General features: G+C 65.9%; 16 protein-coding genes, 2 pseudogenes and 1 riboswitch. Of the genes and pseudogenes, 10 read left to right on the forward strand and 8 right to left on the reverse strand.

The window, feature by feature from the left end:
• The first annotated feature begins 179 nt into the window (after positions 1-179).
• The gene (locus ACQQ2N_RS14375) at positions 180-1,460 is read left to right on the forward strand and encodes a serine hydrolase domain-containing protein (protein WP_440222267.1); all 1,281 of its coding nucleotides are present in this window, start codon (positions 180-182) and stop codon (positions 1,458-1,460) included.
• 28 nt (positions 1,461-1,488) lie between these two features.
• Here ACQQ2N_RS14375 and ACQQ2N_RS14380 read toward each other — a convergent pair whose 3' ends face one another.
• Positions 1,489-2,739 carry a hypothetical protein gene (locus ACQQ2N_RS14380; protein WP_440222268.1) on the reverse strand — a complete coding sequence of 417 codons (1,251 nt, stop codon included), beginning with the start codon at positions 2,737-2,739 and terminating at the stop codon, positions 1,489-1,491.
• A gap of 277 nt (positions 2,740-3,016) precedes the next feature.
• Here ACQQ2N_RS14380 and ACQQ2N_RS14385 point away from each other — a divergent pair, with 277 nt between their 5' ends.
• On the forward strand, positions 3,017-4,483 hold the full coding sequence (locus tag ACQQ2N_RS14385; protein WP_440222269.1) for a diguanylate cyclase: 1,467 nt from the start codon (positions 3,017-3,019) through the stop codon (positions 4,481-4,483).
• A 91-nt stretch (positions 4,484-4,574) separates the two neighbouring features.
• Here the strand turns inward: ACQQ2N_RS14385 and ahcY are convergent, their stop codons facing one another.
• On the reverse strand, positions 4,575-6,023 hold the full coding sequence (gene ahcY, locus ACQQ2N_RS14390; RefSeq protein ID WP_440222270.1) for an adenosylhomocysteinase: 1,449 nt from the start codon (positions 6,021-6,023) through the stop codon (positions 4,575-4,577).
• A gap of 51 nt (positions 6,024-6,074) precedes the next feature.
• A riboswitch (S-adenosyl-L-homocysteine riboswitch) is annotated at positions 6,075-6,163 on the reverse strand.
• A 126-nt stretch (positions 6,164-6,289) separates the two neighbouring features.
• Here ahcY and ACQQ2N_RS14395 point away from each other — a divergent pair.
• The 5 genes from ACQQ2N_RS14395 to ACQQ2N_RS14415 all read left to right on the forward strand — a co-directional run bounded on the left by ACQQ2N_RS14395 (position 6,290) and on the right by ACQQ2N_RS14415 (position 11,007).
• Positions 6,290-7,618, forward strand: coding sequence for a TolB family protein (locus ACQQ2N_RS14395; protein WP_440222271.1), 1,329 nt, complete (start codon positions 6,290-6,292; stop codon positions 7,616-7,618).
• Positions 7,619-7,770: 152 nt separating this feature from the next.
• The gene (locus ACQQ2N_RS14400) at positions 7,771-8,406 is read left to right on the forward strand and encodes a CDP-alcohol phosphatidyltransferase family protein (RefSeq protein WP_440222272.1); all 636 of its coding nucleotides are present in this window, start codon (positions 7,771-7,773) and stop codon (positions 8,404-8,406) included.
• Positions 8,403-8,996: a lysophospholipid acyltransferase family protein gene (locus tag ACQQ2N_RS14405; protein WP_440222273.1), complete on the forward strand. Its 594-nt coding sequence runs from the start codon at positions 8,403-8,405 to the stop codon at positions 8,994-8,996. Before ACQQ2N_RS14400 ends, ACQQ2N_RS14405 begins: the two co-directional genes overlap by 4 nt.
• A complete protein-coding gene (locus ACQQ2N_RS14410) occupies positions 8,993-9,955 on the forward strand; it encodes a phosphatidate cytidylyltransferase (protein ID WP_440222274.1) in 963 nt (320 codons plus the stop codon). Before ACQQ2N_RS14405 ends, ACQQ2N_RS14410 begins: the two co-directional genes overlap by 4 nt.
• 272 nt (positions 9,956-10,227) lie before the next feature.
• Positions 10,228-11,007, forward strand: a complete 780-nt coding sequence (locus ACQQ2N_RS14415) for a lysophospholipid acyltransferase family protein (RefSeq protein ID WP_440222275.1) — start codon at positions 10,228-10,230, stop codon at positions 11,005-11,007.
• Between the two features lie 120 nt (positions 11,008-11,127).
• Here ACQQ2N_RS14415 and metK read toward each other — a convergent pair whose 3' ends face one another.
• The gene (metK, locus tag ACQQ2N_RS14420; RefSeq protein WP_440222276.1) at positions 11,128-12,327 is read right to left on the reverse strand and encodes a methionine adenosyltransferase; all 1,200 of its coding nucleotides are present in this window, start codon (positions 12,325-12,327) and stop codon (positions 11,128-11,130) included.
• A 216-nt stretch (positions 12,328-12,543) separates the two neighbouring features.
• Between metK and ACQQ2N_RS14425 the strand changes: the two genes are divergently transcribed.
• The gene (locus ACQQ2N_RS14425) at positions 12,544-13,992 is read left to right on the forward strand and encodes a trypsin-like serine peptidase (protein ID WP_440222278.1); all 1,449 of its coding nucleotides are present in this window, start codon (positions 12,544-12,546) and stop codon (positions 13,990-13,992) included.
• 266 nt (positions 13,993-14,258) lie between these two features.
• Here ACQQ2N_RS14425 and ACQQ2N_RS14430 read toward each other — a convergent pair whose 3' ends face one another.
• The 5 genes and pseudogenes from ACQQ2N_RS14430 to ACQQ2N_RS14450 all read right to left on the reverse strand — a co-directional run.
• Positions 14,259-14,726, reverse strand: a complete 468-nt coding sequence (locus ACQQ2N_RS14430; protein ID WP_440222279.1) for a hypothetical protein — start codon at positions 14,724-14,726, stop codon at positions 14,259-14,261.
• A gap of 67 nt (positions 14,727-14,793) precedes the next feature.
• Entirely contained in the window at positions 14,794-15,069 is a 276-nt protein-coding gene (locus tag ACQQ2N_RS14435) for a hypothetical protein (protein ID WP_440222280.1), read from the reverse strand.
• A gap of 452 nt (positions 15,070-15,521) precedes the next feature.
• Positions 15,522-16,499: a transposase gene (locus tag ACQQ2N_RS14440; RefSeq protein WP_440222281.1), complete on the reverse strand. Its 978-nt coding sequence runs from the start codon at positions 16,497-16,499 to the stop codon at positions 15,522-15,524.
• Positions 16,465-17,241: pseudogene (locus tag ACQQ2N_RS14445) on the reverse strand (IS3 family transposase); the annotation flags it as partial. The gene ACQQ2N_RS14440 and the pseudogene ACQQ2N_RS14445, both read right to left, overlap by 35 nt.
• 88 nt (positions 17,242-17,329) lie before the next feature.
• A pseudogene (locus tag ACQQ2N_RS14450) lies at positions 17,330-17,548 on the reverse strand (transposase); the annotation flags it as partial.
• A 1,900-nt stretch (positions 17,549-19,448) separates the two neighbouring features.
• Between ACQQ2N_RS14450 and ACQQ2N_RS14455 the strand changes: the two are divergent.
• Both ACQQ2N_RS14455 and ACQQ2N_RS14460 read left to right on the forward strand, forming a co-directional pair.
• A complete protein-coding gene (locus ACQQ2N_RS14455; RefSeq protein WP_440222282.1) occupies positions 19,449-19,580 on the forward strand; it encodes a hypothetical protein in 132 nt (43 codons plus the stop codon).
• A 198-nt stretch (positions 19,581-19,778) separates the two neighbouring features.
• Positions 19,779-21,227: a trypsin-like serine peptidase gene (locus tag ACQQ2N_RS14460; RefSeq protein WP_440222283.1), complete on the forward strand. Its 1,449-nt coding sequence runs from the start codon at positions 19,779-19,781 to the stop codon at positions 21,225-21,227.
• Positions 21,228-21,382 lie beyond the last annotated feature (155 nt).

Raw genomic sequence — 21,382 nt, forward strand, 5'->3', positions numbered from 1 at the left:
ACATCGCGGCGACGATTTCCGTGGCGAGGTTGGCGGAATGACCGCTTCGTGGCGCCCGGTCGCCGGCCCGTGCGCGTCACGCACGCGTGAGCCGTTCTGCCATCATCCTGCGCCATCGTGGGGAGCGGTGCCCGCATCGTGCAGGGATCGCCGTGCATTCCGAGGGAGGACAAGAGACGATGGGCAAGCTTTCGATCCTGCTGCTGTCGGCCATCCTGTGTGCGGGAGCCATGCCCGCATCCGCGCAATGGACCGCGACCGGTACCGAGGTGCCGTCGCTCGCGGCATTCGACACGCAGATGCGCACGCTCATGACGAACGCCAACATTCCGTCCGGTGCGATCGCCGTGGCGTGGGACGGGCGGCTCGTGCTCGCACGCGGCTACTCGTGGAACCCGGGGCCGAACGACATCGTCACGCAGCCGACGTCGCTGTTCCGCCTCGCGAGCGTGAGCAAGCCGATCACCTCGACGCTCGTGAACCGGCTGATCCAGGAAGGTCGCCTCGCTCCGAACGACACGATCGGCCAGTACGTGAACCTCACGCCGCGCCCCGGCACGACGGCCGACCCTCGCCTCGCCACGGTGACCGTGCGCAACCTGCTCGAAATGCTCGGCGGCTTCGGCGATCCGGCGACGCTCGGCTACGACCCGGTGTTCCGCGACCGCATCGTCGCGCAAGGCCTCGGCATCCCTTTGCCGGTGACGCACGCGGACGTCATCCGCTACCAGAGCGGCGTCGCGCTCTCCACGAATCCCGGCTCGACATACGCCTACAGCAACTACGGCTACAAGCTGCTCGGCCGCATCATCGAATCCGCGAGCGGCATGCCGTACGAGCGCTACGCGCGCCGCGTGCTCAATCCGGCCGGCGTCTGGAACCTTCGCCTCGCCAAGGCGCGCGTCGAGGATCGCGCACCGGGCGAGGTGGCCTATGCCTCGGGCGGGCAGGGCACGAGCGTCATCGACAACACCGCCGCGTTGCGGCCGTGGGAATACGGCGCACTCAACCAGGACACGATGGACGCCTACGGCGGCTGGGTCGCCTCGGCCCCCGAGCTGCTGCGCTGGATGGTCAACCTCGACGATCCGTCGTCACCGCGCGCGATCCTCTCGCAGGCCTCGCTCGACCGCATGTTCGCGCTGCCGCAGAACCAGGTCTCGTACACACCGGGCGACTACTACTACGCGAGCGGATGGTCCGTGCGCGACTACGGTGCGACGGGCCGCACCACGTGGCACGCGGGAAGCCTGCCGTCGACCTCGTCGTACGTCGTGCGCAACCGCAACGGCTTCGAGGTGGTCGTGCTGCTCAACCGCCGCAACGAATCGAACCCCAATGCGACCACGAACGCGATGGATACCGCGATCTGGAACGCGTACGGGCAGGTGACGAGCTGGCCGACGCACGACTTCTTCAACGACGTGCTGCCGACGCTCATGCGCGACGGGTTCGACTAGGCACTCGCCTTGCGGGTCGATCGGGGCGTCACATGCCCTGCCACCACGACGAATGGCGTCGAGGACGCTTGCGCCGCTCGTCACGTTCGGCGGATCGCTCGGCTTTCCATGCCGCGAACTCGGCGAGGTTCGCCGCGCTCTGCGGGATCGGCACGGACGGGTCGACCTGCACGAGGCGCGCGCCAGAGGCGGCGAGGAGACTCGCCGCCTTCGCGAAGTGGGCGTCGTCCAGGACCAGGTACATGGTCGACGACGAGAGCGCCGCGTGCGGAATGCGATTCGCCGTAGCGGCGAGTGCGTCGATGAGCAGGGCGGGGGGCATCGAACCGAGTATGAGCGTCGTCGCACGAGAGGATGCTTCATCGAGGCTCGTCGCCAGATCGCTCGAATCGCGATCCTCGACCCACACGACCGGGCTGCGCTCTGGCGTCATGTCTGGAAGGCCCGCCAGACGGCGTAGAGCATCCGCGAGGTAATCTCCCCAGTCCGTGGGCGACGTGCCGATCGGCGCGACGAGAGGTGTTTCGAGTCGCGCTTCGCTTTCCGCGATCTCGGCGTCGCGCACCTGCTGGGCGGCTTCGAGGTAAGCGGTGACACGCGTCCATGCCGCTTGATCCGGGGGATCGATCGCACAGGATTCCGGATCGATGCCGAGTGTGATGGTCGTCGCATCGCTTCCCGGCGGTTCGCCATGAGCAGCGGGTTTCATGCCCGAGGGCAATGCGATCGGGACACGCACGCGCCTGGTCGTCGGATCGATGGACGCCGTGCCGCGCCAGCGCCTGGAGCTCACCGATGTCGGAAGGTGTTCGACGTAGAGCGTCGGCAGCAGGTCATCGAGTTCCCAATGGCAGCGGATGCGGCCGAACTCGTCGTACGTGACCACGACGTTCTCGCCGTATCCTCGCTCCAGCCATTCGTCGAGCGTGATCAGGAAGCCCTTGTCCGAGACGAGGGCTTCCACGGGTGCATGCGGATTGGCCAGGGCGCCCTCCCACATGTCCATCCAGCGGCCCTCCTCTCGACGCTGCATGCGTGCATACGCGCGATCGGGGCGTCGAGTGCTCCGATCATCGCCTTGAACGTGTCCGATGGCGTGCCGGGACGGAGTCGATGCTTCACCCGATGAGCTCGGAATGACGATCCCTCGCCACTGTCCATCCGGAGAGTTCACGATGACGGTTCGTGCCGACGTCCATTCATCGGCCAGGCACGGGCTGGCAAGACCGAGACCGACCAGGCACGCGACAAAGGTTTTCCTTGGGTTCTGTATGGGCACGAACGTCTTCCTTGTGCACGCTGACGCCTCGCATTCTAGCCAGCGTGCTGTGGCGAATGGATCCGCTCTCGCGGTTCGCCGATGCGGTCCGACGTCCGGTGCCCGGCACATGGCATGCGAGCGGGGATGCGGCATGTGATCGATGCGGCGCGCGTCGAAGGAACCCGGACCATCGTCATGCAGTTTCCGAGCGGCGTGGCGCATCGGGGCTTCCTCCAAGCCGTTGCAGCGACGAGAATGTGCGAAGGACGCTGTGGCGTGAAACGACGGGGCAGGCGTGGGAGACGATCCGCGTAAGCGCGGCGGGGAGGCGAGGCTTCTTGCGCTCGCGGCACTCTATCTGTGTGGCCACGCGCTGCTGATCACGCTGCTGCGCACTCACGCGCAGGTCGTCTCGATCGCCTGCGTCACCGTCGCTGCGGCATGGGCGGCCGTGGCCTGTGCACGACGTGCGCGGCGCGCGGGCGAGACGAAGGACTGGTGGATCGTCGCGCTCGCGATGCTGTTGTGGAGCGCGGGCATGGCGGCGAACCTGCCGTTCGCGGCGACGGGCCAGGGTGCCGTCAATCCCGGCGTGAGCATGCTGCTGTTCGTGCTCTACATGGCGCCGCTGCTGTTCGTGCTGGCGTGGCGGCCCGAGGATCCGGCGGCGGTGCGCCGCATCGACGGCGGACTCGCGCTGGTGCTGGCCGGCCTGTTCTGCGCGATCGTCGCCGGTCATGCGTCCGTGGCGGGCACGCCGCTCGAGAACGTGCCGGCGCTGAGGAGCGTCTACGACGTCGGCAACGCGTTCATCCTCGGTCTCGCCTTCATCCGCTGGCTCGCCGGGGCAGGTTCGCCGCAGCGCGTGCTGTTCGGTTCGCTGGCGATCTACGCGTCGATCTATTTCGCGGTCGCGTTCTACGTCAATCATGTCGAGTCGATTGGTCCCGGCTACGGCGTATTCAGTGATCTCGCGATCGACTTCCCGTTCCTCGTGCTCGCGTTAATCGCGAGCCGCCGTGGAAGGCCACATGCGGAGATCGCGCTTCGGCGCGTCGACAAGGTCGTGCAGCTCGCCAGCCCGCTGGTGCTGCCGCTGGCCTTGCTGCTGGCTTCCGCACACCTCATGCCGTCGCAGCCGTGGCTGGCCGGCCTCGGCATCGCCGCGGCGGTGCTCGGCTACGGCATGCGTACCGTGCTTGCCCAGCTGCGCGCGCAGGAACAGCTCGAACGGCTTGCGGCCGTGGCCACGATCGATGCGCTGACGGGCATCGCCAACCGGCGCCGTTTCGACGAGCGCCTCGCGAGCGAATGGATGTCGGCACGGCCGCCGGCGATCACGTTGCTGCTCGTCGACGTCGATCACTTCAAGGCGATCAACGACCGCGTGGGCCATCCCGGCGGCGACGCCTGCCTGCGTGCGGTCGCGCACGTGCTCGGCACGCAAGCCTCGCGCTCGGGTGCGTTCGCGGCACGCTACGGCGGCGAGGAGTTCGTCGTGCTCGTGCCGGCGCGCGAAGAGGGCGTCGCACTCGCGCTCGCCGAGTCCATGCGCGAGGCCGTGTCCGGATCCGACGCGTGCAGGACCGCGGCGGGAGGTCGGGTGACCGTCAGCATCGGCGTCGCCGTGGCAAGGGCGGGTGGCACACCGCAGGATCTGGTCGATGCGGCCGATGCCGCGTTGTACCGCGCCAAGGGGGCGGGGCGTGATCGCGTCGTGCTTCATGCGCGCGATGCATCGTCGGTCACGACGGCAAGTTGAGCGCGCCTCGTGTCGCGAGCGGTGCCGGCACCGGTCCCGAAACGAGACGGGCGCCCGAAGGCGCCCGTCGCGTGGATCGCCGGAGGGTGGATCAGTAGCGGTAGTGGTCCGGCTTGTACGGACCTTCGACGGCCACGCCGAGGTAGTCGGCCTGTTCCTTCGTCAGCGTCGTGAGCTTGACGCCGATCTTCTCGAGGTGGAGGCGCGCGACCTCCTCGTCGAGCTTCTTCGGCAGGATGTAGACCTTGGCCTCGTACGCATCCTTGTTCGCCCACAGGTCGATCTGCGCGAGCGTCTGGTTCGAGAACGAGTTCGACATCACGAAGCTCGGGTGGCCCGTCGCGCAACCGAGGTTGACGAGGCGGCCCTCGGCGAGCAGGAAGATCGCGCGGCCGTCGGCGAACGTGTACTTGTCGACCTGCGGCTTGATGTTGAGCTTGGTCACGCCCGCGAGCGCGTTGAGCGCGTCGACCTGGATCTCGTTGTCGAAGTGGCCGATGTTGCAGACGATGGCCTGGTCCTTCATCTTGCTCAGGTGCTCGACCGTGAGCACGTCCTTGTTGCCGGTCGTGGTGACGTAGATGTCGCCGCGGCCGAGCGTCGACTCGACCGTGTTGACCTCGAAGCCTTCCATCGCGGCCTGCAGCGCGTTGATCGGATCGATCTCGGTGACGACCACGCGCGCGCCGTAGGCACGCAGGCTGTGCGCCGAACCCTTGCCGACGTCGCCGTAGCCGCACACCACCGCGACCTTGCCCGCGAGCATCACGTCCATCGCGCGCTTGAGGCCGTCGGCCAGCGACTCGCGGCAGCCGTAGAGGTTGTCGAACTTCGACTTCGTGACCGAGTCGTTGACGTTGATCGCCGGCACGAGCAGGCCACCCTTCTCGGCGAGCTGGTAGAGGCGGTGCACGCCGGTGGTGGTCTCCTCGGAGACACCCTTCCAGTCCTTGACCACGCGCGTCCAGTAGCCCGGGCGCTCCCTGGCGACGCGCTTGAGCAGGTTCTTGATGACCTGCTCCTCGTGGCTGCCCGAGGCCGAGTTGACCCAGCTCTCGTCGCCCTTCTCGAGCTCGTAGCCCTTGTGGATCAGCAGGGTCACGTCACCGCCGTCGTCGACGACGAGCTCCGGGCCGGTCAGCGTGCCGTCCGGCAGCTTGAACGTCAGCGCGTCGAGCGTGCAGTCCCAGTATTCCTCGAGCGTCTCGCCCTTCCACGCGAACACGGGCGTGCCGGTCGCGGCGATCGCCGCGGCGGCGTGGTCCTGCGTCGAGAAGATGTTGCACGAGGCCCAGCGCACGTCGGCGCCGATGTCCTTGAGCGTCTCGATGAGGACGGCGGTCTGGATCGTCATGTGCAGCGAGCCGGTCACGCGCACGCCCTTGAGCGGCGTCGTCGCGGCGTACTTCTTGCGGATCGACATGAGGCCCGGCATCTCGTGCTCGGCGATGTCGAGTTCCTTGCGGCCCCAGTCGGCCAGCGCGATGTCGGCGACCTTGTAGTCGCCTTCGGTCGAGAAGGTCTTGAGCTGTGCGTTCATTCGGTCATGCTCCGGTTCGGGATCGTCTCCCGCCTTGGCGGGGGTTCGATCGGGGTCCGGGCGCCGTTGCTGCGTGATCGCCTGTCGAGCCTGGGTAGGGCCGCTCGATCGCGGGCCCACGTGCAGCGCCCCTCGACAGGTGGACTCCCATTATATCCGGTGTTCGCGATGGAGCGATGAATCGATCGCCGGCGCGTCGCGGCGCATGTTGGGGGATCGGACGCCGCCTCGCGTAAGAGGAGGTCATCACCCCTGGACGATTCCCCATGAACCCTGCCATTTCCCGCACGCTCGCTTCCGCGCTGGTTGCCGCCGGCCTCTCCGCATTCGCCGGACAGGCGCATGCCGAGTTGATCTACGCGCGCCTCGTTCCCGGCGAAGGGCTGCAGGCGAACGGCGCCTCGGATGCGGTCGACCTGTCGTCCTCCGGTTTGACGGCGGTGTTCGCGAGTGCGGCCAACAACTGGGTCGCAGGCGATGCGTACAACGGCACGCGCGCCGTCGCGGTCGATCTCGCCACCGGCGTCATCGAGGTGGTGTCCCGGCGCACGCCGCAGGGCGGCCAGCCCGGCGAGATCATCCGTGGCGAGCAGCCCGTGGTGTCGGCGAACGGACGCCACGTCGCCTTCCTGAGCTACGGCACGCTCGGCACGAACTGGCAGATCGGCTACAAGAATCGCTCCACCGGTGCGCTGAGCGTCGCCAGTTCGGACGCGACGGGCGCGACCGCGACGACCGGTACCGAGACCCACCCGATCTCGATCTCGGGCGACGGTCGCTACGTCGCGTTCGCCTCCACGTCGGCGAACCTCGGCGCGACGGGTGGCCTCCGGCAGATCTTCGTCAAGGACATGCAGACCGGTGCGGTGACGATGGCGTCGAGGACGTCCGGTGGAGCCGCGTCGAACGGAACCTGCTTCCTCGAGCCGCATGCGCTTTCGGAGAACGGGCGCTTCCTTGCCTTTACCTGCACCGCCGACCTGACCGGCGGTTCGGCCTACGGACAGCTCTTCCTGCGCGACCTTCAGGCTGGCACGACCGAACTCGTCAGTCGCGTGGGAACGAGCAACACGTCGTCGACGGCCATCGTGTACCGCCCGTCGATCTCGCCGGACGGCCGCTTCATCACGTTCCAGAACCGCGGCTACGGCGGCCTCGGCTACGCGGGCAGCAGCGTGGAGAGCAACAGCGGTGTCTACATCCGCGATCGCCAGGCGCAGGCGACGATCGCGATCCCGCGCCCGGCCGAGATCCCCTCGAACAACTACGACAGCTGCAACGTCTCGTCGATCTCGAATGCCGCGACCGTGCTGCTCTCGTGCAACATGACGGTCGGCACCACCACGATCCCGCAGGTGTTCCTGTTCATTCCCGGCGAGCCCTCGCCGCAGCGCCTGACCGGCAGCACCACGGTGCCCGGCAACGGTCCTTCCGGCTTCACGCTCGACGTCAACGCATCGGGCCTGTCCATGGTGTTCTCGTCGCAGGCCAGCAACATCGACCCCAACGACACCAATGGCGCCTCCGACATCTTCGTGCTGATCGACGATTCGCTGCTCAACGACCTCATCTTCAGGACCGGCTTCGAGAACTGACCGCGAGCCCACCGCGCATCGCAGCCGACGGCCCGCATCATGCGGGCCGTCGTCGTTCACGCCTTCGTGCCGTGTCCGCGGGTGCCGCGCGCCTCGATCGCCGAGCCGCAACGGGTATGATCGCCGCATCACCCGAACGGAGCGCGCCCGCGATGCCCACGACCGAGGCCCGTCGTCCGCTCGCGTCGCGTGGCACGCGCTGGGCCAGAGCGATCGCCTCGGCACTCGCGTCGAGCCGCGTCACGCCGAACCAGATCTCGATGGTCAGCATCGTGTTCGCCGCGCTGGGTGCATGGTTCCTCGTGGAATGGCCGTCCCCCGCGGGCCTCGTGCTCGCCGCGGTCTGCGTGCAGCTGCGCCTGGCCTGCAACCTGTTCGACGGCATGGTCGCGATCGAAGGCGGCAAGCAGTCTGCGACCGGTGCGCTCTACAACGAACTGCCCGACCGCATCGCCGATTCGCTGTTCATCGTCGCACTCGGTTACGCCATCGGCCTGCCCTGGCTCGGCTGGCTCGGTGCGTTGCTCGCCGCGTTGACCGCCTATGTGCGTGCGACCGGCGGCGCGCTCGGTTTCGCGCAGGATTTCCGTGGCCCCATGGCGAAGCCGCACCGCATGGCCGTGCTCACGCTGGGTTGCCTCGCCGCGGCCATCGAGGTCGCGCTGGCCGGTTCGCTCCATGCGCTGCTCGTGGCCGCCGTCGTCATCGCCGCGGGTTCGGCGATCACCTGCGTCACGCGTACGCGTGCCATCGCCGCGCAGCTGCGCGCAGCGGGGCAGGGGCCGTGATCGCGCGCCTGCTGGTCGGCATCGTGCGCCTTCTAGTGGGCGCGTACCCGCAGTGGATCGGCAGCCAGCCCAGCGTGGCGAGGCGCATCTACTTCGCCAACCATGCCAGTCATCTCGACACGCTCGCACTGTGGGCCGCGTTGCCGCCGTCGTTGCGACGACACACGCGCCCGGTCGCCGCGAAGGACTACTGGAGCCGCGGCATCCGGGCGCTGGTCGCGCGGCGCGGCCTGCATGCCGTGCTGATCGACCGCCAGCGCGGAGCCGGCGACGGCGACCCGCTGCAGCCGCTGCACGAGGCGCTCGACGCAGGGGACTCGCTGATCCTGTTCCCGGAGGGCACGCGCAACGCCGAGGCGCTGCCGCTGCCGTTCAAGTCGGGCCTCTACCACCTCGCCGAACGCCACCCCGACGTCGAGCTGGTCGCGGTGTACCTCGACAACGCACGTCGCAGCCTGCCCAAGGGCAGCCTGTTGCCGGTACCGCTGATCTGTACCGTCCGGTTCGGTGCTGCGGTGGCGCTGCGCGAGGGCGAATCCAAGGCGGCCTTCCTCGAGCGTGCACGCGACGCCGTCGTGGAGCTCGCATGAACGTGCAGGCCTGGTTCGCCTCGCTCGTCGCCGGCACGCCACCGGCGTTCTGGTGGGTCATCGGCGGCGTGATCGCGCTGCTCGTCGTCGCCAGCACGATCGGCGCCGTGCTCGGACGCTCGCGCCCCGGCGCGACCGTCGACAACCTCAATGCGCGCATCAACGCCTGGTGGGTGATGGTGGCCGTGCTCTGCGCATGCTTCCTGCTCGGTCGTGTCGCCACGCTCGTGCTGTTCGCGCTGGCCTCGTTCCTCGCGCTGCGCGAGTTCATCACGCTGACGCCGACGCGGCGCGGCGACCACCTGCCGTTGTGCCTGTGCTTCTACGTGGCGATCCCGCTGCAGTACGGCCTCATCGGGAACGACTGGTACGGCCTGTTCGTTATCCTGATCCCGGTCTACGGCTTCCTGCTGCTGCCGGCGGTCTCGGCGATGGCCGGCGACACCGAGCACTTCCTCGAGCGCACGACGAAGATCCAGTGGGGCCTGATGCTGACGGTGTACTGCATCAGCCACGCGCCGGCCCTGCTGTTGCTGCGCATCCCGGGCTACGAAGGCCAGAACCTCCTGCTGCTCCTGTACCTGCTGCTGGTCGTGCAGATCAGCGACGTGCTGCAGTACGTGTTCGGCAAGCTGTTCGGGCGCCACGCACTGGCACCGTCGGTGAGTCCCTCCAAGACGGTCGAGGGACTCGTCGGTGGCGGTCTCTCGGCGGCCGCGATCGGCGCGGCGCTGTGGTGGATCACGCCGTTCACGCCGCTGCAGTCCGGTGCACTGTCGTTGCTGATCGTGCTGTGCGGGTTCCTCGGCGGGCTGGCCTTGTCGGCGGTCAAGCGCAGCCTCGGCGCCAAGGACTGGGGCCGCATGATCGAGGGGCATGGCGGCATGCTCGACCGCATGGATTCGGTCACGTTCGCGGCGCCCGTGTTCTTTCACGTCGTGCGCTACGGGTTCGCGTGAGCTTTGCACCGGCCGTCGAGCTCCGCGCGGGCGGCCGTGGCCGCCGTCCCCGGGCACGGTGTGGGGGAGGTGTCGGCACCCGCACGATTGCGCCGCCCGGCGTGCCACGGCACCATCGCGTCCTGCCGGATCCGTCGCGCCTGTGGGCGCCCCTGGACGGATCGCCGGCCTCCACCATCGCCTGAGGCCGGGCCGCTCGCGCCCCCGACCGTGATGTCTGCTTGCCTTGCCACTGCATGTGCGGTGGTGCGACCCGATCCAAGGATTCCGTGATGTCACCGACCCGACTCGTCTGGGCCGTCCTCAACGCGCTGCAACTCCTGTTCACGCTGGCGTGGACGGGCGTGCTGATCGTGATCGCCTACATCGTCCGCATCGTCACGCGCGGTACGCACTGGCCATTGCGCATGGCCTCCCGGTGCTGGTCGCCGGGTCTGCTGACGGGAGCCGGCGTGCGCTTCGAGGTTCACGGGGCGGAAGGCATCGACTGGTCGCGACCCCACGTGTTCGTGGCCAACCACCAGTCGATGATCGACGTCTGCGCGATGTTCCGCGCCGTGCGGGTGCCGCTGCGTTTCGTGCTCAAGCAGGAGCTGTCGCGCGCACCGTTCGTCGGTCGTTACGCGAAGGCGATGGGCATGGTGTTCATGGACCGTGGCAGCACGCGTGCGGCGGCCCGCAGCACGCGCGAGGCTGCGGAGATCGTGCGCGGCGGCGCGTCGCTGTGCGTGTTTCCCGAGGGCTCGCGCAGCCGCGACGGCCGCGTCGCGCCGTTCAAGGGCGGCGCGTTCCAGATCGCCATCGACGGCGGGGCCGATGTCGTGCCCGTCGCGATCGACGGCTCGGGGGCGGTGCTCGGCCTCGAGGGCCTCTTCCGCGTGCGTCCCGGGCGCATCACGGTCACGTTCGGCACACCGCTGCGCACGCAGGGTGCCGAGCGCGGTGAACTCGCGCGGCGTGCGCGCGCCGAAGTGGTGGCGATGCTCGGCCACGTCGAAGAAGCCCCCGACGCGACGCTCGGGGCCGTGGCACGTGGGAGCTGCGAGTCCTGAGGCGCGCGTCAGGGCTGCTCGCCTGCATCTGCGCGCACCGTGACGAAGGTGCGCCAAAGAAAAAGGGCCGCGTGAGCGGCCCTTTTTCGTTTCCATTCGGCGCCCGAAGGCGCCGGTGGATCACTTCAGCTTGGCATCGGCGCGCAGCGCCTCGGCCTTGTCGGTCTTCTCCCACGAGAACGCCGTGAACGTCTCGCCGTTGGCGAGCTTCACGAGTTCCGGCGTGCGGCCGAAGTGGCCGTAGCTGGCCGTGCGCTGGTACATCGGGTGCACCAGGTCGAGCATCTTGATGATGCCGTACGGGCGCAGGTCGAAGTGCTTGCGGATCAGCTTCTCGATCTTGTCGTCGCTGATCTTGCCGGTGCCGAACGTGGTCACCGAGATCGAGGTCGGCTCGGCGACGCCGATCGCGTAGGACACCTGCACCTCGCAACGGTCGGCGATGCCGGCCGCGACGATGTTCTTGGCGACGTAGCGCGCGGCGTAAGCGGCCGAGCGGTCGACCTTCGACGGATCCTTGCCCGAGAACGCGCCGCCACCATGGCGCGCCCAGCCGCCGTAGGTGTCGACGATGATCTTGCGGCCGGTCAGGCCGCAGTCGCCGACCGGACCGCCGATCACGAACTTGCCGGTCGGGTTGATGTGGTACTTGGTGCCCTTGTGCAGCCACTTCGCTGGCAGCACCGGCTTGAGGATGTGCTCGCGCACGGCCTCGACGAGATCCTTCTGCTTGACCGACGGGTCGTGCTGCGTCGACAGCACCACGGCGTCGATCGCGACGGCCTTGCCGTCCTCGTAGCGCAGGGTCACCTGCGACTTCGCGTCCGGGCGCAGCCACGGCAGCGGGGAGTTCTTCTTCTTGCGGACCTTGGCCTGCTGCTCGACGAGGCGGTGCGAGTAATAGATCGCCGCCGGCATGAAGTCCTTCGTCTCGTTCGTCGCGTAGCCGAACATGAGGCCCTGGTCGCCCGCGCCCTGTTCCTCCGGCTTCTTGCGGTCGACGCCCTGGTTGATGTCGGGCGACTGCTTGCCGATCAGGTTCAGCACGCCGCAGGTCTCGCCGTCGAAACCGACCTGCGAGCTGTCGTAGCCGATGTCGAGGATGACCTTGCGCGTGAGCGCCTCGAGGTCGATCCATGCACTCGTCGTCACCTCGCCGGCCACGATCGCCACGCCGGTCTTGACCAGCGTTTCGCAGGCGACACGCGCGCGCTTGTCCTGCAAGAGGATGGCGTCGAGGACGGCGTCGGAGATCTGGTCGGCGACCTTGTCCGGATGGCCTTCAGAGACCGATTCGGAGGTGAACAGATAGCTGCTCATGTCAGCAAATATCCTTCAATGCGGATGGATGGATAAAACGGGCGCGCATGATACACGCTGGCGCGCGGGTTTGCAGGGTAGCGGATATCGCCGCCATGCGTGTTGCATACGAATGCGTAACGAATCCTTTGCGGTAGGCAGCCGACAATCGGCCGCGCAGGGGTTCGTGGCCCGCGCGTCCACGTGTCGGGCCGTCACAGACAGAGGGAACGATCGATGAAGTCTCGACCACCATCCGTAGCGCTGGCCGTCGCGTTGTCCGGCCTGCTGTGCGGCGCCGCCCATGCGGTGGAGTCCGTTCCGCGCGCGTGGTCCGAACGGCTCGATGTCGCCGATGCCGACGTCGCCGCGCTCGCGGTGCCGCGCGTCGACCGCAGCGCGCTGCTCGCCGCCGACGAGGCCGCAGTCGCCGCGAAGGCGGGACAGCCCGCGACCAAGCGCATGCGCATCGCGCGAGGCGACACCGTCTCCGCACGCCCCGGGAGCAACGGCACCTGGCAGGACACCGCCGATGGCGGTCGACTTTGGCGCCTGCGCGTCGACGCGCCGGATGCGACGGACCTGCAGGTCGGCTTCACGCGCGTGCAGCTGCCCGAGGGCGCGACGTTCGCGGTGTACAGCACCTCGGAGCGCTACGCGGCAGGTCCTTACCACGCGGCCGACGTCAATCCCTACGGCCAGCTGTGGTCGGCGATGGTCCCCGGCGACGAAGCCATCGTCGAGCTGTACCTGCCGCCGGGCTCCGGCGAGCACGTCTTCGAGGTCGGCTACGTCGGGGCCGGCTACCGTGACTTCACCGGCCGCAACGGCGGCCTCGTGCCGATGGGCGGGTCGGGCGCCTGCAACATCAACGTCGCCTGTCCGCTCGGCGATGCGTACCGCGACCAGATCCGCAGCGTCGCGCACTACTCGTTCGTCGACGGTGGCACGTGGATCTGCACGGGCTCGCTCGTGGCGAACACCTCGGGGAGCACGACGCCGCTGTTCCTGACCGCGGCCCACTGCCTCGACACGAACGCTGCCGCCGCGACGATGACGTTCTACTGGAACTACCAGTCGAGCACGTGCAGCGGCAACACGGGCGTCTCGATGGGCCAGAACCAGTCCGGCGCACAGCTGCGCATGGCGCGCGCCAACGTCGACACCACGCTCGTGCAGCTCAACGCCGTGCCGCAGGCCGCGTTCAATGTCTACTACAGCGGCTGGGATGCGACGGGTTCCACCCCGGGCGGGATCATCGGCATCCACCATCCGAGCGGTGACGCCAAGAAGATCACCGAGGACGCCAACGGCATCTCGACGATGAACAACTGCATCGGCACCGGCGGCGGTACGACCGGGACGCACTGGCGTACCGGTGAACCGTATTCGCAGGGCACGACCGAAGGCGGCTCGTCGGGTTCCGGCATCTGGATCCCGTCCAGCGATGGCGGTGGCGGCGCTAAACTGCTGATCGGCGTGCTGTCGGGTGGCAGCGCGGCCTGTTCCGGCAGCGTGCCGAATGCCGGTTACGACTGCTACGGCAAGCTCTCCGTCGCCTTCGACGGCACTGCGGCGAACCAGCGCCTCAAGGACTGGCTCGACCCGGGCAACACGGGTTCGCTGCGCCAGCAGGGGCGTGACAGCCAGTCGACCGATCTCGTCTTCAGGAATGGGTTCGAGTGACGAGGCGCGCCTGACCGCCGGGGCAGACGTCGTGACGTGTGCGACGTCTGCTCTCGTCTCATTGAGAGGGCCGTCACGGAGCCGCGACCTTGGACACCCAGATGCCTGGACGCTGGCTCAGGTGCACGGTGGTGGCCTTGAAATGATCTCCCTAACGGCTTGTCGTACGTGGACCCGGACGGGGCATGGGCACTCCTGATCGTCAGGTCAGGGTGTCCACCAAACCGAAGGAATTACCGCGTTGGCTAGAATGAGTTGTCAGCCACCTACGGTATACGCTTGAAGTACTCGCGGATATGCAGGTCAGGGACTTTTGGACTGTTTGTTCCGACGTAGACCCACATCGCATCGGTGCCGACAAGAAAGTAAGTTATAGCGCTACGCTCGCCCGTTACAGCCTCAGCAGTCTCTACAACGACCATTCGCTCATTACAGAACAGTACTTTGTAAGGATTTCGCTCTTCGAAGCCTGCAAAAGGTGTGAGTTTTCCTTTCACATCCACTTGAGTATCTGGCATGCGTAGATAAAGCTGCTTGTCAGTGAACTCTACCGTCAACTTGCCCATCAAGCTGGCTAAGAAGCCGTCTTGGCTTTCCTCAAGTATGGCGTAGTTACGATTGAATGACATCGTTGCAGTTGCGTCAGACTGCCAAGTGCCAATAAGAGAAGTATCACAAGCCATGAGTGTCGGAGAGAGGCTTAGTGCAATCAAAGTCAGCGCGATTTTTCTCATGGGGGCTAACGCCTATATTAAGTCGCGCCGCTAAGCGGCGTTGGCTTTAATGAACTGTCAGGGCGCATCATTTGACACGCTCAAACTCTTCGTATTTGCCTCGGGGCTTGCCGAGCATGTAGACGCGAAGGCGTCCATCGACCACTTCCATTTCAATGTCGATCACGAATCGCTGCACTACGTACTCTGCGGGCCTGCCTTGACAATTCGGCTGTCCGTTGTGGCGAAGATTTGATTGGCGAACAATCGTTGCGGCGTCGCCAGGTATCGCTTGGTAATCGGCCACTACGCGTAAGGCGCCGCTCTCAGTGGTGATGGATTCACTCGTAATTTCGTAACCCACGCTGCGACAATCTTCCGGAAACGATGCGCGAGATTCCGCGGTCAACACCCATCGGCCAATGAGCTCGTCTGATACGGGGGCAGCCGAAGGTTGTGGGGCTGATACAACCAAAGTTGCTGCTAACAATACGGATGGAATCATCTGTGGTGTGCGCTTTAATGTCGAAGCTCAGCGGGCGGAGAAGCGAGGACTCGGAGAGAGGCGAGGACTCGGGAGGACTCGGGGCATCCGGGAGGACTCGGGGCATCCACTTTATCACTTAAGGGTGGGCGAGAGATCCGGGGCAGGGCGAGGACGACGACAGGAGTCGGGACACCTGAGGACTTGGGACGCGAGGACTTGGGGCACCCACTTATTGTCCGGACAGAGGGGAGCTCTGCGGGTTAAGCCGAGCGGCTTTTTCACGAGAGGCGAACCCGCATACGCTTGTCTGGTAAGGAGAGAAGCTGTTCTCAGATCGCGAGCTTGGTCAGCTGCCGGGCAGCGACGATGCCTTTGAGCCATCGTTGCCCCATGGTGGCCGCTTTGTCTGCCAAGCTTCGCGCCGAGCCGATGGCACGCGAGTAGCGGTTCTCGATGCCGAGCACTTGAGATTGCCAAGCCACGTCGCCCAGGCCGAGCTTCCTGAGGATGGGCGGAGTACCGGCCGCTATGCTTCCGCGCTTGTCGTGACGGGTCTGGCGTCCTGTCCAATCGACCAGTTCAAGGTAGGCCGTCGTTGTGATCGCGAGCAACGCGAAGCCGGGCGTAATGCCCGCGATCGGTGGGATCGCATCCTCCGGCAGTGTGCTCGAGAGGTGGTCGATGCGTCGCTTGATCCCGGTGTGCTCCGAGCTGCTCAGATCGTCTGCGATACCTGCGCGGATCGGATTGAGGTCGACGTAGTTCATGCACGCGAGCACGGCGGCTTCGTCGAGCAGCGCCTGGCAGGTATAGCGACCTTCCCAGAATCTCCCGGTACAGTCGTCCTCGCGGTTCGCGCGTCGCGCGATCGGCTCGTTGAGGCAGCGCATGAACCACGACAGATCGCCGAGACGCTGGCGACAGACGGCCAGGCGTTCGAGGTTGCCGAGCAGGGCCGCTTCCTTCTCGCGACAACGTAGCGAATCGATGGCGCCATCGGTCGTCGCCGGGAACAGCCTGACCCATCGGACCGCCACGTCCTCATCGGACCACATGTGCGCGGCGACCGGATCGATCCTAAGCACGACATCCGTGTGGTTGCTCATCACGGCATAGGCATAGAGTCCGATAGCGAAGATGTCCGCCAGCTCGAGCAGCCGTTGCTCGACCCAGCCACGTCGATGCTCAAATGACCGGCCACTCAGTGCGTCGATGCCGCACAGCCACGCACGGCGAACGCAGCGAGATATGCAGTGGTAGAAGCCGGATTCGTCAGGGGCGACGAGTCGATGGCGAGCTGTGGTCATGCTCCGAATGGTCGGCTACCAAGAGACTGGCGTCTGTAGGAAGAGGCCGATTGCGACGGTCGGAAAATGCCGAGATGATGGGTGTCCCGGGTGTTGCCTTCGGGTGTTGCCTTGGGTGTCCCGGGTGTTGCCTCCCGGGTGTTGCCTTGAACTCGATGCCGCGATCGCTGTGAAACAGCGCGCCCGCCTCGGGACGCCGCACGCGCAACGCCGATTGAAGCGCCCGGCGCGTCAACGCGGAAGTGCGGTCCTTGCCCAGCGACCATCCCAGCAAGCGACGCGAACAGCGATCCATGATCGTCGTCAGGTAGCGCCATTCGCCCGCGACCTTCATGTACGTCACATCGCCGACCCAGACCTGATCGGGACGCGAGATGTCGATGACATGTGCATGACTCTCGACGCTGGACAGGAATCGGGCCAGGCCAGGCCGACGGCGGTACAGGCGTGCGGAGCACGCACGTACGCCATGCTCACGCATCAAGCGCTCCACACGCCGGCGCCCAACGACTGAGCCTTCCTGCTTCAGGGCCGCATGAACGCGCGGACTTCCGTATGTCTCGCGGCTCCGTGCATGCACCGTGCGGATGCTCTCCACGAGCAACGCGTCGTCGATCAACCGCTCGCTTGGCGCACGCTTCTTCCACGCATAGAAACCCGACGCGCTGGCGCCGAACAGTGCGCACATCGTCCTCACCGGGCAGGCTTCCTGGTGGTGCGCGATGAAGGCGAAGACGTCGCCTTTCGTGCGGAAGTGAACGCGATGGCTTTTTTAAAAGGTCATGCTCGACCTTCAGCCGCTCGTACTGGCGCTTGACCTCGCGCAGCGCCTTCAGCTCGGTTGCAACCTGCTTGTCGACCTCGACGCCCTTGCTCACGATCTCACCCTCGCGTTCCAGCCTGCGCCAACGAGACAGCATGAAGGGATGGATGTAAAGCGACTCGGCGACGTCTCGCACCGAGACGCCCGGCAGCTTGCTCAGGCGTACGGCCGTGGCCTTGAAGGTGTCGCTGTAGCGGTATGTCGTGCGTGGACCTGGGCGGGGCATGGGCACTCCTGATCGTTAGGTCAGGGTGTCCACCAAACCGAAGGAACTACCGCGTCGGCTTTAATGAATTGTTAGGACGCACCCCACGCCAGACGACATAGCATGAACCCCACATAGCCAAGCCTACTATGAATGGACCAGTGAAAACTGATGGGTCTTGCGGATGCATAAAAATATAGGGAGCGGTAACCGCAACCACAGCGAGCACAATGAAGTGTGGTGACGAGCGACGAAGAAGAAGGCCCGTAATGGCGCCTAGCGGCGCGCTAATGACGGCTACTCCGCACAGGGCTGAGTATATCGGAAGAAGCCAGTGACCGAGGTAGCGCAGTAGCACGAGCCCCCACTTATCCAACACAGTATCGGAAAGCAACAAAACCAAGTATGAGTAAAGGACAATGGCTATTGCTCCCGCAACTAGGCTAACGATTATGGCTGCGCATATGCCTAACAGTTTTTCAGGAGATGTCACTTGTAGATGTGTCTTTAGCAGTAATGATGGTTTTTGTTGGGTCGACTTGGAGCGAAATTCAGTGTGCGCCCTAACGCCCGCGATCAGCCGCGGTTACGCCGCACGGCACAGCCCTTGAAGAATGCGACAAGGCCACGGACGGCGGAACCGTCGGCTGCATCAGATGGTTAGGCACCGCTGGCTCCGCCAAGAAAATTCTGTAGGGCGTAGAGGTGGAAATAGCAATGCTCCAGAGCGTGAATCTCTTTTCCTTGATGGGAGAAGTAGAAGCTCGGACCCATGCGAATGTTGACTTGGCCGGGCGGATCGATAGGGACCAGCTTAGGTCTCCTCCGGAAATCAAAATTCACAGCGTCTCCGAGTGGAGGGATGTAGCCCGCTGTCGAGGGCCAAACGTGTGCGACGTGGACATTAATGCTTCTCCACCCGCCCTGCTGGTCGCTTCCGTAGATCTCTGGGAATTTTCTCGAAAACTCCTGATATTCCTTCTGCCTTGAAGGATTTCGCTTCCTCCATTGATCCAGCGCGGAGTAAAACGAATTTAGGATGGCGCTTAAGAGAAAGCCGGCCTCTTCAATTGGGGCCTCCAGATTCGAAAGAGACTCCGTTCTCTGCTCCAATGCTTCTAGCAGCTCAAGGAAGAATCTCGCTTCTCGGAGCTTATCTTGGCTATGGTCCATAGAAGGTGCCTATCACCAGAGTTCAGCCGCGTTGTAGCGGGCTGGGGACCAGGTGGCAAGCTCTACCTGCCGCCTGGGCCACAGACCGATGTAACGTCGGCTGCAACGACTCGTTAGGCCGCGCGCGACGCTTCCGGGTACAGAACGATGGAGACACCCAATCTTCTCGCGTCCGCGTACGCCTCACGTAGTTCGGGGGTGAATCCGGCGAGATCGGGCGCCTCCGGCAGCAGGACAACCGTTCCGAACTCAACCCTGGACCAACTCAGCTCAGCGAGCCAATCTGCAGCTCTACTCCGGGCGCCGTCCGCGTCTGCGACCGCGATGTCGACCATGCAGATCGCGGCAACTAGTTCTCCCGGTGCGAAATCCGGATGATCTGGGCTTGCTTGTAGATTTGCCCGAAGTAGGTGCATCAGCGACCTAACTACATTTATCCCGCTGAGGAGCGGGTTATCACCGCATCATCAGTCTGCTGTTGCGCCACGTCAAGCAATTCCACCCTTGTGGATCATGAGCTTGCACATTCTCCACGCGAACATTCCGTGAGCGATTTCCGCGGATATCTCACCGGAAGCGGTGATATCCAGATATCACCGCTTCCGAGCGGTCTATCACGCGGGGGCGAGGTAGGACTCGGGAAGCCCGCTCGTCGGCTGGGCTAGCGTCTTGGCGTGATATGCCAAGCGGTGTTTGGGATAGGGTACGGGACACCCATTTTTCCTGCATTTTTCCTCGGATGGCTGTCATGACAGCCCCCACGTGGTCGGCGCTGCCCGCTCGGAGGAACGCGCTCGACCCGGGCTACGCCGGCACGCTGCGCCCGCAGGGCCGTGACAGCCGGTCGACCGATCCCGTCTTCAGGAACGCACTCGAGTGAGGGCCTCGTGCGGCACGATCGTCTCGGTCGTGCAGCATGCTCGCAATCCCGGGTTCCCCTCGGCGGCGTGGATCGCTACGCTCGGGGGTCCGGCACGGATGCAGGCATTGCGGATCGTTCCGCGCGTGAGTCGCGCCGCCGATGTCGCGACATGCCTGCCGCCCGCTCCGGATGTCATGGAACTTCTGGAGAATCGTTTTGACCGATGTCGTAACCCTCGCGCGCGTGATCACGCGCCCGCTCGCCGCCGCCGTCGCGGCGATCCTGATGTCCACCGCCGTCCACGCGGCGGTCCCCCACGCCAACCTTCCCAGTACCGCCGCCGGCTTGACCTGGCAGGCCGCCGAACGCATCTCGGCCCCCGCCGTCGACACCGTTGCGCTGCGTAGCTACGAGGAACAACCCAAGCTCGGCACGCCGCTGCGTTACGGCGTCGTGCAGTCGATCGGCAGCCAGCTCATCGATGCGGGCGTGCCGCGCAACGGCCAGTGGCAGGCGCTGCCGGATGGCCGCCTCGCATGGCGCGTCGAGTTCGCGTCGCCCGATGCCGTCAGTCTCGACGCCGCACTGAGCGGCGACCTGCCGGCGTCCGCCGAGATCTACCTGTCGAACGAGGCGGGCGACTACGTGCTCGGTCCGATCCGCGCGGGCGACCGCAGCGCCGACGGCCGCATCTACACCCCGATCGTGCCGGGCGCCGTGACGCGCCTCGAAGTGGTCGTCGCCGCCGCCGAGCGTGATGCGCTGCGCCTGCGCCTGGACAGCGTGACGCACGCGTACCGCGGCCTGTTCGGCCTCGAGAACCAGCCCGGCGTGCTGTCGGGCTCGTGCAACGTCGACGTCACCTGTCCCGAGGGTGACGGCTGGCAGGACCAGATCGACTCGGTCGGCCAGTACATCTTCCAGCAGGGCTCGAGCTCGTACGTCTGCACGGGTTCGCTGGTCGCCACGACGGCGGGCACGCAGGTGCCGTACTTCCTCACCGCGAACCACTGCATCAGCACGGCCACGGTCGCGAACACGATTCGCGTCTACTGGAACTACCAGTCGGCGACGTGCCGAGCGCCGGGTTCGTCGGCGAGCGGCCAGTCCCTGCCGCGTCCGGCGACGTTCTCCTCGGGCAGCACGCTCAAGGCCAACTCCTCCGCCAGCGACTTCAGCCTGCTCGAGCTCAACGCGGCCATTCCGGACGTCGAGCATCCGTACTACGCCGGTTGGGACCGTCGTGACCAGGGTGCCGCCTCGGCCGAGGGCATCCATCACCCGGCGGGCCACGAGAAGCGCATCTCGCACACGGCGCAGGCGCTGACGATCACGAGCTACCTGAGCAACACCGTGACGCCGACCGGCACGCATCTGCGCGTGATCCAGTGGGCCAGCGGCACCACCGAAGGCGGCTCGTCGGGCTCGGCACTGTTCAGCCCCGAGAAGCGCATCATCGGCCAGCTGCACGGTGGCTACGCCTCGTGCACGAGCAATACCTCGGACTGGTACGGCCGCATCGCGACGTCCTGGAACGGTGGCGGCACCGATTCGACGCGCCTCAGCAACTGGCTGGATCCCGCAGGCACCGGTGCGGAGACCCACGACGGCTACCGTGGTGGCGCGACCGTCGACGCGATCTTCGCCGACGGTTTCGACGAGTAAGGCCCTCCCGGGAGGTGGCGCCGTGCCGCCTCCCGGTGGTTCCCGAGCAGGGCCTCGATGGACGCTTCCGGGTGTCGATGCTCCCGTTCGGGCGTCGACCGCCGCGCTCCGGTAGAATGCGCGCCCCGCGTCGTTTCCGGCCGGTCCCGGCCGAT

The sequence above is a fragment of the Dokdonella aquatica genome, assembly GCF_051987395.1.
GTDB lineage: Bacteria > Pseudomonadota > Gammaproteobacteria > Xanthomonadales > Rhodanobacteraceae > Dokdonella.